Origin of the sequence: Candidatus Schmidhempelia bombi str. Bimp, from assembly GCF_000471645.3 — a bacterium.
GTDB classification, from domain to species: domain Bacteria; phylum Pseudomonadota; class Gammaproteobacteria; order Enterobacterales; family Orbaceae; genus Utexia; species Utexia bombi.
This window is the reverse complement of the sequence record NZ_AWGA01000008.1, coordinates 1-15,634: the sequence shown is the minus strand read 5'-3', so window position 1 is coordinate 15,634 and position 15,634 is coordinate 1. Positions and strand designations below refer to the sequence as shown.

15 protein-coding genes are annotated in these 15,634 nt (G+C 39.6%); 3 read left to right on the top strand and 12 right to left on the bottom strand.

Annotation, left to right across the window (positions count from 1 at the left end; genetic code table 11):
• The 3 genes from O970_RS00605 to ppnN form a co-directional block, all read right to left on the bottom strand.
• Window positions 1–990 (bottom strand): type VI secretion system Vgr family protein (locus O970_RS00605; protein WP_024495260.1); only part of this gene is annotated, 990 nt, incomplete at its 3' end.
• Between the two features lie 601 nt (window positions 991–1,591).
• Window positions 1,592–2,215, bottom strand: coding sequence for a Fe-Mn family superoxide dismutase (locus O970_RS00600; protein ID WP_024495259.1), 624 nt, complete (start codon window positions 2,213–2,215; stop codon window positions 1,592–1,594).
• A 214-nt stretch (window positions 2,216–2,429) separates the two neighbouring features.
• Window positions 2,430–3,797, bottom strand: a complete 1,368-nt coding sequence (gene ppnN / locus O970_RS00595; protein WP_024495258.1) for a nucleotide 5'-monophosphate nucleosidase PpnN — start codon at window positions 3,795–3,797, stop codon at window positions 2,430–2,432.
• 85 nt (window positions 3,798–3,882) lie between these two features.
• Here ppnN and syd point away from each other — a divergent pair, with 85 nt between their 5' ends.
• The 3 genes from syd (at window position 3,883) to O970_RS00580 (ending at window position 7,384) form a co-directional block, all read left to right on the top strand.
• Window positions 3,883–4,428 carry a SecY-interacting protein gene (gene syd, locus O970_RS00590; protein WP_036562101.1) on the top strand — a complete coding sequence of 182 codons (546 nt, stop codon included), beginning with the start codon at window positions 3,883–3,885 and terminating at the stop codon, window positions 4,426–4,428.
• Window positions 4,429–4,639: 211 nt separating this feature from the next.
• Window positions 4,640–5,830: an amino acid aminotransferase gene (locus O970_RS00585; RefSeq protein WP_024495256.1), complete on the top strand. Its 1,191-nt coding sequence runs from the start codon at window positions 4,640–4,642 to the stop codon at window positions 5,828–5,830.
• Between the two features lie 204 nt (window positions 5,831–6,034).
• The gene (locus O970_RS00580) at window positions 6,035–7,384 is read left to right on the top strand and encodes an MATE family efflux transporter (protein ID WP_024495255.1); all 1,350 of its coding nucleotides are present in this window, start codon (window positions 6,035–6,037) and stop codon (window positions 7,382–7,384) included.
• A 94-nt stretch (window positions 7,385–7,478) separates the two neighbouring features.
• Here the strand turns inward: O970_RS00580 and O970_RS00575 are convergent, their stop codons facing one another.
• The 9 genes from O970_RS00575 to glmM form a co-directional block, all read right to left on the bottom strand.
• Window positions 7,479–7,904 (bottom strand): F0F1 ATP synthase subunit epsilon, encoded by a 426-nt coding sequence (locus O970_RS00575; RefSeq protein WP_024495254.1) that lies wholly within the window; start codon window positions 7,902–7,904, stop codon window positions 7,479–7,481.
• A gap of 23 nt (window positions 7,905–7,927) precedes the next feature.
• Window positions 7,928–9,310, bottom strand: coding sequence for a F0F1 ATP synthase subunit beta (atpD, locus tag O970_RS00570; protein WP_024495253.1), 1,383 nt, complete (start codon window positions 9,308–9,310; stop codon window positions 7,928–7,930).
• An 81-nt stretch (window positions 9,311–9,391) separates the two neighbouring features.
• Window positions 9,392–10,261 carry a F0F1 ATP synthase subunit gamma gene (gene atpG, locus O970_RS00565; protein WP_024495252.1) on the bottom strand — a complete coding sequence of 290 codons (870 nt, stop codon included), beginning with the start codon at window positions 10,259–10,261 and terminating at the stop codon, window positions 9,392–9,394.
• 38 nt (window positions 10,262–10,299) lie between these two features.
• Window positions 10,300–11,844, bottom strand: coding sequence for a F0F1 ATP synthase subunit alpha (atpA, locus tag O970_RS00560; RefSeq protein WP_024495251.1), 1,545 nt, complete (start codon window positions 11,842–11,844; stop codon window positions 10,300–10,302).
• A gap of 11 nt (window positions 11,845–11,855) precedes the next feature.
• Window positions 11,856–12,389, bottom strand: a complete 534-nt coding sequence (gene atpH / locus O970_RS00555) for a F0F1 ATP synthase subunit delta (protein ID WP_024495250.1) — start codon at window positions 12,387–12,389, stop codon at window positions 11,856–11,858.
• A 14-nt stretch (window positions 12,390–12,403) separates the two neighbouring features.
• Window positions 12,404–12,874, bottom strand: a complete 471-nt coding sequence (gene atpF / locus O970_RS00550) for a F0F1 ATP synthase subunit B (RefSeq protein ID WP_024495249.1) — start codon at window positions 12,872–12,874, stop codon at window positions 12,404–12,406.
• Window positions 12,875–12,950: 76 nt separating this feature from the next.
• The gene (gene atpE / locus O970_RS00545) at window positions 12,951–13,184 is read right to left on the bottom strand and encodes a F0F1 ATP synthase subunit C (protein ID WP_024495248.1); all 234 of its coding nucleotides are present in this window, start codon (window positions 13,182–13,184) and stop codon (window positions 12,951–12,953) included.
• A gap of 40 nt (window positions 13,185–13,224) precedes the next feature.
• Complete coding sequence (gene atpB, locus O970_RS00540) at window positions 13,225–14,016, bottom strand: F0F1 ATP synthase subunit A (protein ID WP_024495247.1); 792 nt, start codon at window positions 14,014–14,016, stop codon at window positions 13,225–13,227.
• A 486-nt stretch (window positions 14,017–14,502) separates the two neighbouring features.
• Window positions 14,503–15,634 (bottom strand): phosphoglucosamine mutase (gene glmM / locus O970_RS00535; protein WP_024495246.1); only part of this gene is annotated, 1,132 nt, incomplete at its 5' end.

Genomic DNA, 15,634 nt, shown 5'->3' with positions numbered 1-15,634 from the left:
GTGGAACTGGTTGCTTTTACCGGTGATTAGGATTTGTTCACTGATATATTGCTGATGGCGGATTTGTGCATACCATGCCCCGGTTTCTACCGTTTGTTTATCGCCTTTCTGCTTATAGTGCTGGTCATAGAGGTATTGGGTGCCGTGGGTGGTGTTGTCATCGGGCTGACTGTTGACCTCAGCTAGCATATCATTGCCTGCTTCACGGTAGTTATAGTCCTGTACCCGCACTGATTGTGGAACGGTTTTACTGTGCTGTTGTAAATCCCAGATACTTTCGATATGACTGTCAACGGTGCCGCTGGGTTGTTGATAAACTATCGTGCCGTAATGGTGATAACCTTGTTCGCTATCACTTATCACCATTACCTCACAGCCATGTTTGCTGTCGGTTTCAAAACAGAACCAGACCCCGATATCAGCTAAAATACGTTGGATAAATTCGAGGTCGCTCTCTTGCCATTGGGTGATAAATTCACGCATTGGGTAGGTGTCACGTAATTCTAAGCGGTAGTCAATGCCGGTAAAGCCGTGTTTACGTAATATCTGCTCCACCACTTCAATCACACTTTGATGTTGGTAAATCGCACTATAGTAATGGAGTCCTAATAAGGCTAAACGGGGCTCTAGTATTACTTTATATTGGGCTTGTTGTTTATTGACCGATAGCTGGCTAAATTCAGTTATCACTCCATGCAACGTGCGGGGGATAGTAGGCTGAGTTAAGGCGCTGAGTTGCGTGGATAAAAGATGGGGTTGTTGTGGCTGAAAAGTAAAGCTGGCTTTTTGAGTGAGAATGGCATCAGCGGCTATCTGTCTGTCACTGGAGGTGAAAATAATTTCATAACGCCAAACTTTATTTAGGGTTTCTTGTGCTTTAAGGCTTAACACTGATAGTTCTGAAAGGTGTTTAATACCGTCAATGGAAAGCGTATAGTGATTAAGTGCAGCATGACTCATTCCACTAATTAACTGTACCAGTTTATCCATGTTTTATCCCCGATTCTTATAATTTTTTTGTTATTTTTTTCAATAATTGATAAAGATAACCAAGTAAGAATTAGTAACATACTTGTTTTTTCTGGATATCGCAAATTTTTTGAAAATTTTTTGTTTTTGTTAATGTTATTTGACAATAAATATTGCATGCTTTCCAATTTGTCTTTATCGGTATGAGAAGAGGGTGTAACGGTATTCTGGAAAGATAACTATCTGAATTTATTTGAAATAAATTTTGTACGATATCTATTTATTTTTAAAGATTGCGCGGCTATTAACGTCAAAAATAGATAGAACGGTTAGAAGTTGATTCTGAATTAAGATTTAAGTCAGAGAATAATACGCAAAGTTAAATCTAGACAAATTATAGGGATAAATGGATTAGCAGATTCAGAAATAATAGGTTATTAATAGCGTTAATTTTTGTGGTAATTTCTGCGCTGTTTTTAATCGTGTGTCGGGTTTATACTCATGTTTGCTAAATAATGATAATGAGTAACTAGTTTAGAGGGGTATAACTGAAAAAGCCTGAAACAGCATTGTTGGGCTGTTTCAGGAAAATTTTTTGGTAAATAAAAGATATAAATTAATTTTATTTTGCCGCTGCGTATAGTTCAGCAACTTTGTCCCAATTGACGACATTCCAAAATGCACCGATGTAATCCACACGACGGTTTTGGTATTTTAAATAGTAAGCATGTTCCCATACATCAAGGGTTAATAACGGTGCACCAGATACCCCAGCAAATTTTTCTCCCATAATTGGGGTGTCTTGGTTCGCTGTAGAAACGATCGATAATTTGCCATCTTTGACGATCAACCATGCCCAACCCGAACCAAAACGACTTGCGGCGGCTTTTGAGAATTCTTCTTTAAATGTTTCAACCGAACCAAAATCACGGATAATCGCGTCTTTTAATTCACCTTTTAGTTCGGTGCCTACTTTTAATAAGTCCCAGAAGAAGGTATGGTTTACATGACCACCTACGTTGTTTTTAACTGCGGTTAGTTTATCGGCTGGCACTTTATCTAAGTTAGCTAATAATTCTTGTGCCGATAAGGTTTGTAATTCGGTTGGTAAATATTCCACTGCCGCATTGGCATTGTTGACGTAAGTTTGGTGATGCTTATCATGATGAAAATGCATAGTTTCTTTATCAATATAAGGTTCTAACGCATCGTAAGCATAAGGTAGCGGTGGAAGTGTGTAAGCCATAACGTTACTCCTTTAATGTGTTTTTAATTGGTTTATTTCCTGTAAATACTTTTTTCAGTATATGATGATGATAATGGTTTCTCAAGCTATTATATGGATTGTTATCATCTATGGTGGTGGTGGATATTTGGGGCGATTTGGGCTTGTGGTTGTGAGAGTAGCACTGAGCTATCGTTAGATAGTCTCAGTTACTCGTTTGCAAAATAATTGAAAATTAAAATATTAGTTCATAACAAGGCCGATAGCGGCTACCGCCGGGTAATTTCATACGATCTTGTTTTATAAAGGCGTAAAGTAATTTATCAAGCTGTTTCATCAATGCTGGGTCGCCATGTAATTGGTAAGGACCATATTTTTCAATGGCATCAATACCCGCTTGTTTTACATTACCAGCGACAATGCCAGAGAACGCTTGGCGTAATGCCGCTGCGAGTGATTCTTTGGGTTGGTCTTTATGTAGGTTAAGACTCGCCATATTTTCATGGGTTGGGTTAAATGGGTGTTGGAAGGCTTCTTCAATTTTTAATAACCAGTTGAATACATAAGAATCACTGGAGGCTAAGCGGCTGGTTTTTACCGCATTGACGCCTTGTGAGGCAATCTGTGCGACTCGCTGTGGATCACCAATAACAATTTGATAAAGTTCGCAGGCTTTTTCGCCTAAGGTGTGGCGAATAAAGTTGTCTAATGCAGTAAAGTAATCGCGACTTTCTTCTGGACCGGTTAAGATCAACGGCAATACTTGTTGGCTATTTTGAGGATTGAGTAGAATACCGAGAATATAGAGCAGCTCTTCGGCGGTTCCGGGTCCACCAGGGAAGATAATAATGGCGTGTGCTATTCTAACAAAACTTTCTAACCGTTTTTCGATATCGGGCATAATAATCAATTCATTGACGAGCGCATTGGGCGGTTCGGCAGCGATAATCATGGGTTCGGTCATACCAATGAAACGACTGGCTTTATAGCGTTGATGAGCATGACCTATGGCTGCTCCTTTCATGGGTGCTTCCATAATCCCCGGTCCACAGCCAGTACAGATATTGAGTTTACGTAACCCCAATTGCATGCCAACTTGTTTAGCGTAAGCGTATTCGTGTTCATTAATAGAATGACCGCCCCAACAAACAATAAGGTTAGGCTCTTCCCCAACGTGTAAAGCATTGGCATTGCGTAGAATCGAAAAGATTAAGTTTGTAATATTTTTGGGTTGATCTTGGTTAAAGGCGGTAATGCCTTTAACGATAGCAATTTGGGTATTTACAAATAGGATATCGCGCAAAACAGCAAATAGATTGGCTTGGATCGAGGTAATTAATTGTCCATCAACAAAAGCGGTTTCAGGCGGGTTAATCAGTTCTAGTTTGACACCACGTTCGCGGCTGAGAATATTAATATCAAAATCATGATATTGGGCTAATAGTTGACGACTGTCATCGGTTTTACTTCCTGCGTTGAGCGTTGCGAGCGAACAATTGCGGAATAGTTGATAAAGTTCACTGTTGGCTGAACGTTTTAAGCTGTCGACTTCAATCTGAGATAACATATCCATTGAATCTAATGGATTAATTCGGATGATCACAACAAGCTCCTTTTTTAGTTGGAATGTCAATTGTTGGTTAGCATATAATGCAACTAATAAAAATTTATACAAGCTAAATCTAATTATGAATAATCTCTTTTCCGCATTAAGCGATGTTAATCGGCGTTATATCGATTTATGGCAACAGCAGCAGGGCACCTATCCTAAGAGTAGTGCTTATGTTGATATACCTTCTCCATGTGCAATCAGTTCAACGTCGACTGAGGTTTATTGGCAGCCCGTTGCGACCACTCCTGTTAATGATTTACAGCGGGTTGAGCAATTGGTTGGTATCACTATTCGACCAGAAATTCAGGCGTTGTTTGGTATGCAGTATGCCGGTGATATGTGGACTACGTTTCAGGCTATAACGTTGTGTTTAATTCAAGCTTGGAATCAAGATGATTTTTATCGTTTAGAACAAAATCAAATTGCCCATTTACAGATGTTGAAAAAATTAAAACGGCAACCTTCACTATTTATTGCGACAACCCAAGATGATAGCCGTATCATTACGGTAAATAATGTGACGGGAGCTGTAATGTTGGATGATTTGATTACGGGAGAATATCAAGTTTTATCCGACCATTTAACCCAATTTTTAACACAGCTTAACCCAATTATTATCTAAATAATCGTTAGGTTGAGCGTTGGTTAAGCCTAAGTGAGTAGGCGCCATGAAAGATCACCGTGGGTGAAGTTATTTGTTTGTTGTTTGCTTTATTCTGCGTTAAACTCAATGTGCTGTTTTTATATGGCGATTAGATATTGATCATTTTAATCCTGCGTGCAATAAAACAATCATTAAAGCCATTTTACTCATTATTATAATAGGGTGATCTATGTTTGAGAAATTCAGTGCTGCGCCGGCTGATCCGATTTTGGGATTAGCCTCACTATTTATTCGAGATCAACGTAGTAATAAAATAAATTTAGGTATTGGTGTTTATAAAGATAAAAAGGGGGAGACCCCAATATTAAATTGTGTAAAAAAAGCAGAGCGATATTTATTAGATAATGAGCAATCCAAGAATTATTTGGGGATTGCTGGGGCACCGCAGTTTAGTCAGGTAACCCAAGCATTGATTTTTGGTGATAATAGTCCATTAATTAAAAGTAATCGGGTGCGAACCGCACATACACCTGGTGGTACGGGGGCTTTACGCATTTGTGCTGATGTGTTAGCGCGTACTCATGAGGTTAAGCGTATTTGGGTTAGTGATCCAAGTTGGCCAAATCATCATAGTATATTTAATGCTGCGGGGCTTGAAGTGTGTCAGTATCCTTATTATGATACGCAAACGCATACTTTTGATTTTGAGGCGATGCTAGCCTGCTTAGAAAATGTTGCAGCGACGGATGCGGTATTGTTCCATGGCTGTTGTCATAACCCAACCGGCATTGATCCGACCGCTGAGCAATGGCAAACATTGGCAAATTTAGCGTTGGAAAAAGGCTGGCTACCGGTTTTTGATTTAGCTTATCAAGGCTTTGGTTTAGGGCTAGATGAAGATGCGTTAGGGTTACGTATTTTTGCTGAAAAAGTACCAGAAATGCTCGTTGCGAGCTCTTATTCCAAAAATTTTGGATTGTATAATGAGCGCGTGGGCGCATTTAATTTAGTCGCTGCTGATAGCGATATCGCCGATCGGGCTTTTAGTCAGACGTTATCGATCATTCGGGCCAATTACTCAACGCCGCCAACGCATGGCGGAGCGATTGTTACAACCATTCTTAGTGATCACGCGCTTAAGGATGAGTGGTTAGCGGAATTGACTAATATGCGTTATCGTATCTATCGTATGCGTCAATTGTTTGTTAAAACCTTAAAGGAAAAGGGGGCAGATAAAGATTTTAGCTTTATTACCCAACAGAAAGGGATGTTTTCCTTTAGTGGTTTGAGTCCAGAACAGGTGTTAACATTGCGTAATGACTACGGTATTTATATTGTTGGCTCAGGGCGTATTAATGTAGCGGGTATGACGTTGGATAATATGCCACAGCTTTGTGAAGCGATAGTCAACGTTCTTTAATTACAATTTAAGAAAGCAACAAGAGGGATCTTATTCGTCACGTTAATATCTAATTAATCCACATATTATTACCGGATCAAGGTTATTTGATTCGGTTTTTTATTTTGTTAATGATAAAGATTATTTACTGTTTAATAAGTGCGATGAGAAAGCAGTAAAAGAGTATTATATATATATTAATCATATATTTTTTTAGGTACTGAGATGAAAAACCACCATTCTGTAACTGAGCAATCGTTATATTCGCTTAGTTGGCCGATTTTTATTGATATCTTTTTGCATATGGCAACCTTAATGATCAATACGTTTATGATCAGTCATGTGTCTATGTCTATGGTTGCTGCAACAACGGTAGGTAACCAATTTTTTGATATCTTTATTCCTATTTTTAATTTTATTGGTATTGGTTGTAGTGTGGTAATTGCACAGTATCTTGGCGCTGGTAATCGTGATAAAGCAAGACATATTATTCATCTGTCTGTCGCCTTTAATTTGATACTGAGTATTATCTGTTATCTGTTTATTTATTTGTTTGGTTACCAAGTCCTTATTTGGATGAATACACCAACAAATATTTTAGCGATTAGTTATGAGTATTTTCATATTTTAGGTATTTGTCTGATCTTTGAGGCGATGGGGATTATTTTAGCGTCGTGTTTACGTGTTTTCGGACGTTCAAAATGGACAATGTATGTGTCATTGGTTATGAATGTCGCCACCGTGTTTGGTAATATGTTGGCATTATATGGCTTGTTTGGTATGCCAACCTTAGGGTTAGTTGGGGTCGCATGGTCAACGGTATTTGGACGGGTTATTGGTATTGGGTTATTAATTTGTCTGGTTGTATTTGGGTTAAGAATTAAAATTGAATTGCCTCTGTTTTTCCGTTGGAAGAAAGATTTATTAAAGAATATTTTTAAAATTGGCTTACCATCGGCAGGTGAAAATCTTTCTTGGTCTGGGCAGACGTTAGTCATGACCGCTTTTGTTGGTATTATGGGCGAAATGGCATTAGCTGCCCATTCTATTTATTTTCAGATTTCGTACTTTATGATGTTATTTTCAATCGCATTAGGCATTGGAAATGAGATTATGGTTGGTCATTTAGTGGGTGCTAAACGGTTTGATGATGCGTATCGTCGTACTATCAAAAGTTTACTAATTAGTTTTGCGGTAACGGCAATGGTGGTTATTGTTTTCTTTCTGTGTCGCCATCAATTATTGGGCTTATTTACGCAAGATCAGCGTATCTTAACGATTTTGTTGCCTATCTTTGTACTATCTATTTTCTTAGAGCCAGGAAGAACGTTAAATATTATTATGGTTAATGCCTTACGCGCTACTGGCGATGCCCGTTTTCCATTTTACATTGGGTTACTTTTTATGTGGGGAATCGCTATTCCTATTGGCTATTTTTTGGGTGTGAAAATGCAAATGGGGTTACTGGGTATTTGGATTGGCTTTGCTTGTGATGAGTGGGTACGTGGACTGGTAAATGGTTGGCGTTGGTACTCACGGCGTTGGGAAACAAAACGTCTAGATATGAACGACTAAAATAGAAAAATCCGTAATAACATTAAGCTATTACGGATTTTTTATGCTTATGACGAGATAGTCGTATTATTTTTACTACCCGAAGGTTGCTAAATTATCGATGCACGCCGCGTGTTAAATCAATAACACGTAATTTTGCTAACTCTTTGGATAATTTTGCAGAGGCTTCGGCAAAGCTGACATCATCGCTAGGATTATTAATATGTTCTTGTGCTTTACGCATGGCTTCACGAGCTCTTGCTTCATCAAGCTCTTCGCCACGAATAGCAACATCAGCAAGGATAGTTACCGCGGTTGGTTGTACTTCCAAAATACCACCAGAAAGATAAATAAATTGTTCTTTCCCGTCGGTGGTGACAATCCCCACCATCCCCGGCTTTATCATCGTCAATAATGGTGAGTGACCAGGATAAATACCTAATTCACCTTCGACACCGGTTATTCTGATTCGCTGAACAACACCTGAAAACAGGTGAGATTCAGCACTAACAACTTCAAGTTGATAGGAAGTTAGTGCCATAATACTCTCTCCGCGTTATTCAACTATAACGTTTTCGCTTTTTCAACAGCTTCTTCAATTGAACCAACCATATAGAAAGCTTGTTCTGGTAGGTGATCATAATCACCATTCATAATACCATTAAAGCCTGCAATGGTGTCTTTTAATGATACGTATTTACCTGGACTACCGGTAAAGACTTCAGCAACGAAGAATGGTTGTGATAAGAAGCGTTGAATTTTACGTGCACGCGCTACCACCAATTTATCTTCTTCGGATAGTTCATCCATACCAAGAATTGCAATGATATCTTTTAGTTCTTGGTAACGCTGTAAGATCGATTGGACACCTCGTGCACAGTCGTAATGTTCTTGTCCAACAACTAATGGATCAAGCTGACGGCTGGTTGAATCTAATGGGTCAACCGCTGGATAGATCCCTAATGACGCAATTTGTCGGCTTAATACCACGGTTGCATCTAAGTGAGCAAAGGTGGTCGCTGGTGATGGGTCGGTTAAGTCATCAGCAGGAACATAGACCGCTTGAATTGAGGTGATAGAGCCAGTTTTGGTCGAGGTAATACGTTCTTGTAGTACCCCCATCTCTTCTGCCAATGTTGGCTGATAACCAACCGCAGATGGCATACGACCTAATAGGGCAGATACTTCAGTCCCAGCAAGGGTGTAACGATAAATATTATCGATAAACAATAAGACATCGCGACCTTCGTCACGGAATTTTTCAGCCATGGTTAAGCCTGTTAACGCGACGCGTAAACGGTTCCCAGGTGGCTCATTCATTTGCCCATAAACCAGCGATACTTTATCCAATACGTTGGATTCTTTCATCTCATGGTAGAAGTCATTCCCTTCACGTGTCCGTTCACCTACACCGGTAAATACGGAATAACCTGAGTGTTCGATCGCAATGTTACGAATCAATTCCATCATATTAACGGTTTTACCAACACCGGCACCACCAAATAAACCCACTTTACCCCCTTTAGCAAATGGGCACATTAAGTCAATAACTTTAATTCCCGTTTCTAAAAGTTCAGTAGAGCTGGATAATTCTTCATAACTTGGTGCGGTGCGATGGATTCCCCAACGTTCTTGTTCACCAATTGGTCCTGCATTATCAACAGGATCACCCAATACGTTCATAATTCGACCTAATGTCGCAGTACCAACAGGTACTTCAATTGGATGATTGGTATTGATAACGGTTAGATTGCGGCGTAAACCATCGGTTACGCCCATTGCGATACAACGGACAATACCGCCACCTAACTGTTGCTGTACTTCAAGTACTAATTTATCGGCACCCGTTTCCACTTCTAAAGCGTCATAAACTTTAGGTACGGAATCCTGAGGGAATTCAACATCGACGACTGCACCGATAATCTGGATAATTTTTCCAGTAGCCATTTTTAATCCTCTACGTAGTGACCTTAATGCAACTATCTGATTGAATTGATCAATAACGATAGTCACATTAACGTTAACTTTTTAACCTGAAACTGCGGATGCACCTGATACAATATCAATTAGCTCATTGGTAATCGCACTCTGACGTGCTTTATTGTAAACAATTTGCAGATCTTTAATCAGGTTTGCACCATTATCAGTCGCGGCTTTCATTGCAACCATTCTGGCTGCTTGCTCACTTGCCAGATTCTCAACGACGGCTTGATAAACTTGCGATTCAATATATCGACGTAACATGACGTCTAATAATGATAGTTCATCAGGCTCATATATATAATCCCAGAACTTATTTTTAAGCTCTTCGTCCTCTGCCGGCGGTAGCGGTAGTAATTGCTGAATTTGTGGCACTTGTGACATGGTGTTAATAAACTTATTGTTCACGATAAATAGACGATCAATATGTCCTTCATCATAAGCGTTTAACATCGTTGTAATAGAACCGATTAGATCCGACAATGTCGGTTCATCATCCATTCCCGTTACTTGTGTCGTTATTTCGGCACCAATAGAATTAAAGAATGAGACACCACGAGAACCAATCACCGCAAGTTGGCAATCGATATTCTGATCTTTCCAATTCTTTATATCAGCAAGGGTGGTTTTAAATAGATTAATATTTAACCCACCACATAAACCGCGGTCAGTGGAGATAATGATATAGCCTACGCGTTTTATAGCCCGTTCTTTAAGATACGGATGCTTAAAATTAGTATGTGCTAATGCAAGATGCCCGATCACTTTACGAATCGTTTCTGCGTATGGACGACTGGCGATCATTCTATCCTGCGTTTTACGCATTTTAGAGGTGGCGACCATTTCCATCGCTTTTGTGATCTTTTGTGTACTTTGTACACTGGCGATCTTGCTTCTTATCTCTTTAGCATTAGCCATTGTTGCTTACTCCTTAAAAATAAGCGTATCAACGCCGATTACACCCAAGATTGTGTCTCTTTGAAAGTGTCTAAAATAGCTTTCAATTGATTTTCAATCTGCTCGTTATAATCGCCGGTGTTATTTATTTGCTGTAAAAACTCACTGTGTTCGCGGTGCGCGTAATCTAGTAGTGCCGCTTCAAAAGCAAGTACATGACGCAATTCTACGTTTTCTAAGTAACCGCGTTCAGCAGCATAGAGCACTAAAGATTGATCGGCAACCGACATCGGTGCATATTGTTTCTGCTTTAACAGTTCCGTTACTTTTTCACCATGGTTTAGTTGCTTACGCGTTGCGTCATCTAAATCCGAAGCAAATTGAGCAAACGCAGCTAATTCACGATACTGGGCTAACGCGGTACGGATCCCACCAGATAATTTTTTCATTATCTTCGTTTGCGCTGCACCACCCACACGTGATACCGATATACCTGGGTTAACCGCAGGACGTACACCTGAGTTGAACAAACTCGTCTCAAGGAAGATTTGTCCATCTGTTATCGAAATAACGTTAGTTGGTACGAATGCTGATACATCACCCGCTTGTGTCTCAATAATTGGCAATGCGGTTAATGAACCCGTTTTGCCTTTCACTACCCCTTTGGTATAGGCTTCTACGTAATCTGCGTTGACGCGCGCTGCACGTTCAAGTAAACGAGAATGTAAATAGAAAACATCGCCTGGATAAGCTTCACGCCCAGGTGGACGACGAAGTAATAAGGAAATCTGGCGATAAGCGACGGCCTGTTTCGATAAATCATCGTAAATAATTAGGGCATCTTCGCCGCGATCACGGAAATATTCACCCATTGCGCAACCGGCATAAGGCGCTAAATATTGTAATGCCGCTGCTTCAGAGGCCGAAGCTACCACGACGATAGTATTACTTAATGCGCCATTATCCTCTAGTTTTTTCACTACGTTAGCAATCGTAGAGGCTTTCTGACCAATCGCCACGTAGACGCATTTAATGCCTGAATGACGCTGATTAATAATGGCATCAATTGCCATCGCCGTTTTACCTGTTTGGCGGTCACCGATAATTAACTCACGTTGTCCTCGTCCAATTGGAATCATCGAGTCAACCGCTTTATAACCGGTTTGTACGGGCTGATCAACCGACTGACGATCAATAACCCCAGGCGCTACCACTTCTACTGGTGAAAAGCCATCATGAACAAGGGCGCCTTTCCCGTCGATAGGTTCACCTAACGTATTAACAACGCGCCCTAATAAGCCAGCACCAACAGGTACTTCAAGTACGCGTCCAGTACATGTTACCGTTTGACCTTCTGATAAATCAGCATAAGGTCCCATGACAACCGCACCAACAGAGTCACGCTCTAAGTTAAGTGCCATCGCATAACGGTTGCCCGGTAATGCGATCATCTCACCTTGCATGACGTCATTTAAACCATGAATACGAAGTATCCCGTCACTAACGGAAATAATCGTACCTTCACTGTGAGCCTCGCTCACAACATTGAACTTAGCAATTCGCTCTTTGATAAGTTCACTTATTTCAGTTGAATTTAGCTGCATTATCAGTCCCCTTAAGACTGTAAGGCGTCAGTTAACTGTTGTAGACGCCCCTTGATACTACTATCAATAACCATATCACCCGCACGAATAATAAAACCAGAAATAATTGATTTATCAATATGACAAATCAGTTCTACTTTTCGTGATAAACGTTTTTCGACAGCGGTGACAATCTTATCTTTTTGCGCTGGTGTCAATTCAGTTGCTGATATCACGTCAACTTCAGCAACAGCATTACGCTGCGCACTGTAGCGGCTAAATAGCGCAACTACTTGTGGTAGTAATGCAAGACGGTGATTCTCAGCCATGATCTTAATCAGATTTTGGCATGGTTCATTGAGTACATCACCACAGACTGAAATAAATAACTGTGCTAGTGCATCAGGTTTTATATCAGCTGTTAGCTGAGTTGCCATTTGATTATTACAACTGACTTGTGCAGCAAAAGTGAGCATTTGCTGCCAATGCTCAATATCGTGTTGCTCCGCAGCAAAATCGAAAGCAGCCTTAGCATAGGGGCGTGCAACGGTAATTAATTCTGACATCAGCCCCGTCCTCCCTATAATTCGGCTACAAGTTTATCAATAATGTCGCTATTTGCGGCTTCATCGACGGAACGTTGAATAATTTTTTCTGCACCAGTGACAGCAAGCGTTGCCACCTGTTTACGTAATTCTTCTCTCGCACGTTTACGCTCGGCTTCAAGTTCAGCCAGTCCTTGTGCAACAATTCTTGCTTTTTCTTGTAGGGCTTCTTGTTTAGCTTCTTCAAGTATTGCTGCTTTGCGTTTGTTCGCTTGATCGATAATAGCGTTAGCCTCAGCCTTAGCTTGTTGCATTATTTCAGAAGTATTGGCTTTCGCTAACTCCAAATCTTGTTTAGCTGATTCAGCAGAAGCAAGCCCGTCGGCAATCTCTTTCTGGCGTTTTTCGATCGCCTCAGTAATTGGCGGCCAGACATACTTCATACAGAACCAAACAAATAGAATAAATGCGATGGCTTGGCCGAGGATTGTTGCATTTAGATTCATGTGACAATTCCTCTTAAATTATTGCTTCTATTTATCATTGCAATCGTATTGCATTGATCATCACCAAGTAAACTCACTACGCGAGAACAAAGATAATATATAGTGCAATACCCACACAAATCATAGGTATCGCATCAACGAGTCCCATAACGATAAAGAATTGCGTACGTAACATTGGCATTAATTCAGGTTGACGAGCTGTACCTTCTAAGAATTTGCCCCCTAAAATACCAATACCTATTGCCGCGCCAGCTGCAGCTAAACCCATCATAATCGCGCCAGCTAAATAAAACATGCTTACACTATCCATTATTAACTCCAAATAAATATTATAAAAAAATAAAAATTAATTAGTGGTCTTCATCTTTAGCCGAAGCCATAGATAAATAGACAATCGTCAATATCATGAAGATAAAGGCCTGTAATGTAATAATTAACACATGGAAAATAGCCCATGGTAAAGAAAGAATCCACTGTGACCACCAAGGTAGTAAACCAGCGATAAGGATAAAGATTAACTCGCCTGCGTACATATTACCAAATAGACGTAGACCTAACGAGATTGGCTTGGATAATAGGGTAACTATTTCAAGCACAAAGTTAACGGGAATAAATGCCCAGTGATTAAATGGATGTAATGTATATTCTTTAAGAAAACCTATGCCGCCTTTATATTTTAGGGTATAGAAAATAATTAGAATAAACACCCCAATTGCCATCGACATCGTAACACTTACATCAGCAGAAGGAACAACACGTAAATGTGGTATGTTCATTTGTTGTGCAATGTAAGGTAGAAAATCAATTGGAATTAGATCCATTAGATTCATTAAAAATACCCAAACGAAAATCGTCAAGGCAAGGGGCGCGATTAAACGGCTTTTACCGTTAAAAATTTCACGTACATTGCCATCAACAAAATCGATGATAATTTCAACAAAACACTGAACTTTACCAGGTACGCCACTCGTTGCATGTTTAGCAACATAGCGGAATATCCCTAAAAATAGAATACCGAGAAAAACGGAAAAGAATAATGAGTCAATATTCAAAGACCAAAATCCAGAACCGATTTGAAGGTTTTCTAAATGGTGTTTGATATATGTTTGAGCTGTTAACTCACCTGGAGAAGAGACTGACATAATACCTCTTACCCTCAATTGAAAGAATAAAAAACTCACTCATATTAAAATACGAGTGGTAACCAATACAATACTAAGCCTGCTATTTGTAACTTTTTGACACGCATTAGTCAATGAAAGAATGTAACATTCGCACAATAGGATAAATTTGTTAAAGATGATTTTGCGTATCTATACTTTTGTACAATAAAATAATTTAATATTTTATTCAATAAAATCAGTTTTTTAAAAAAATTTTAACGGTTTTTTTAGATAAAACTGGTTAGATTTCGTTTACTATAATTTTTAACAAAATAAAGATAAGCGCTTATTTTATCTAATAGTATAAATCGTTGTTTTTTTACCTTTTTAGGTTAACGTATTAAATAATCATAGCGATAGGCACACCGTCACCGCTTGTTGTTTTAACGATCCCCATCGTTTAGGGGGAAAAACATCAAGATTAAAATGACCTACAGGCGTATGGGCTAAATGTTGCCCATCCTTTTATTTAACTTGTTTAACCGCATCTGCAATTTGCTTGGCTAATTGATTTACGTCGTCGATATTTTCACCTTCGACCATCACTCTTATCAATGGCTCTGTTCCTGATTTACGTAATAAAATACGTCCACGATCGGCCAGCTGTTGCTCTGCGGATAAGGTAAGTTGTTTGACCTTCGCATCCTTTAATGGATCGACACCTTGATCAACACGTACATTGATTAATACTTGCGGGAATAACTTCATTCCACTACATAAATCCGCTAATGACATATTATTTCTGACCATGGCGGTAATGACTTGTAAACCTGCAATAATACCGTCGCCAGTGGAGGTTTTATCTAAAAGTAAAACATGACCTGAATTTTCCGCGCCGAGTTTCCAACCTTTTTCAACCAACGCTTCTAACACATAACGATCCCCAACTTTGGCTCGAGCAAAAGGGATACCGAGCTGTTTTAAGGCAACTTCTAATCCCATATTACTCATTAGGGTACCCACAACGCCGCCTTTTAATTGCCCCTGACGTAAGGCCTCTCTAGCAATAATATAGATAATCTGATCACCGTCGACTTTATTACCTAAATGATCGACCATAATAATTCGATCGCCATCCCCATCAAGTGCAAACCCTAAATCCGCTTTTTCGGCAATAACCCGTTGTTTTAACGCCTCAATATTCGTTGCTCCACAATCTTGATTAATGTTCATACCATCGGGTTCGCAGCCTATTTTAATAACAGTGGCGCCTAGTTCACGTAATACATTGGGAGCGATATGGTAAGTAGCACCATTAGCACAATCGACAACAATTTTTAAATCACTAAGACTTAAATCATGATCAAAGGTTCCTTTACAAAATTCAATATAGCGTCCTGCAGCATCATTAATACGGCTGGCCCGCCCTAAATTTTCTGATGTTACACAGGTTAGTGGTTTATCTAATTCGGCCTCAATAGCAAGTTCAATTTCATCGGGTAATTTTTTACCTTCTGTTGAGAAGAATTTAATACCATTATCATAAAAAGGATTATGAGAGGCAGAAATAACAATACCCGCATCGGCACGAAAGGTACGAGTTAAATAAGCAATGGCAGGCGTTGGCATTGGACCTGTAAAAGCCGCAGCGACGCCC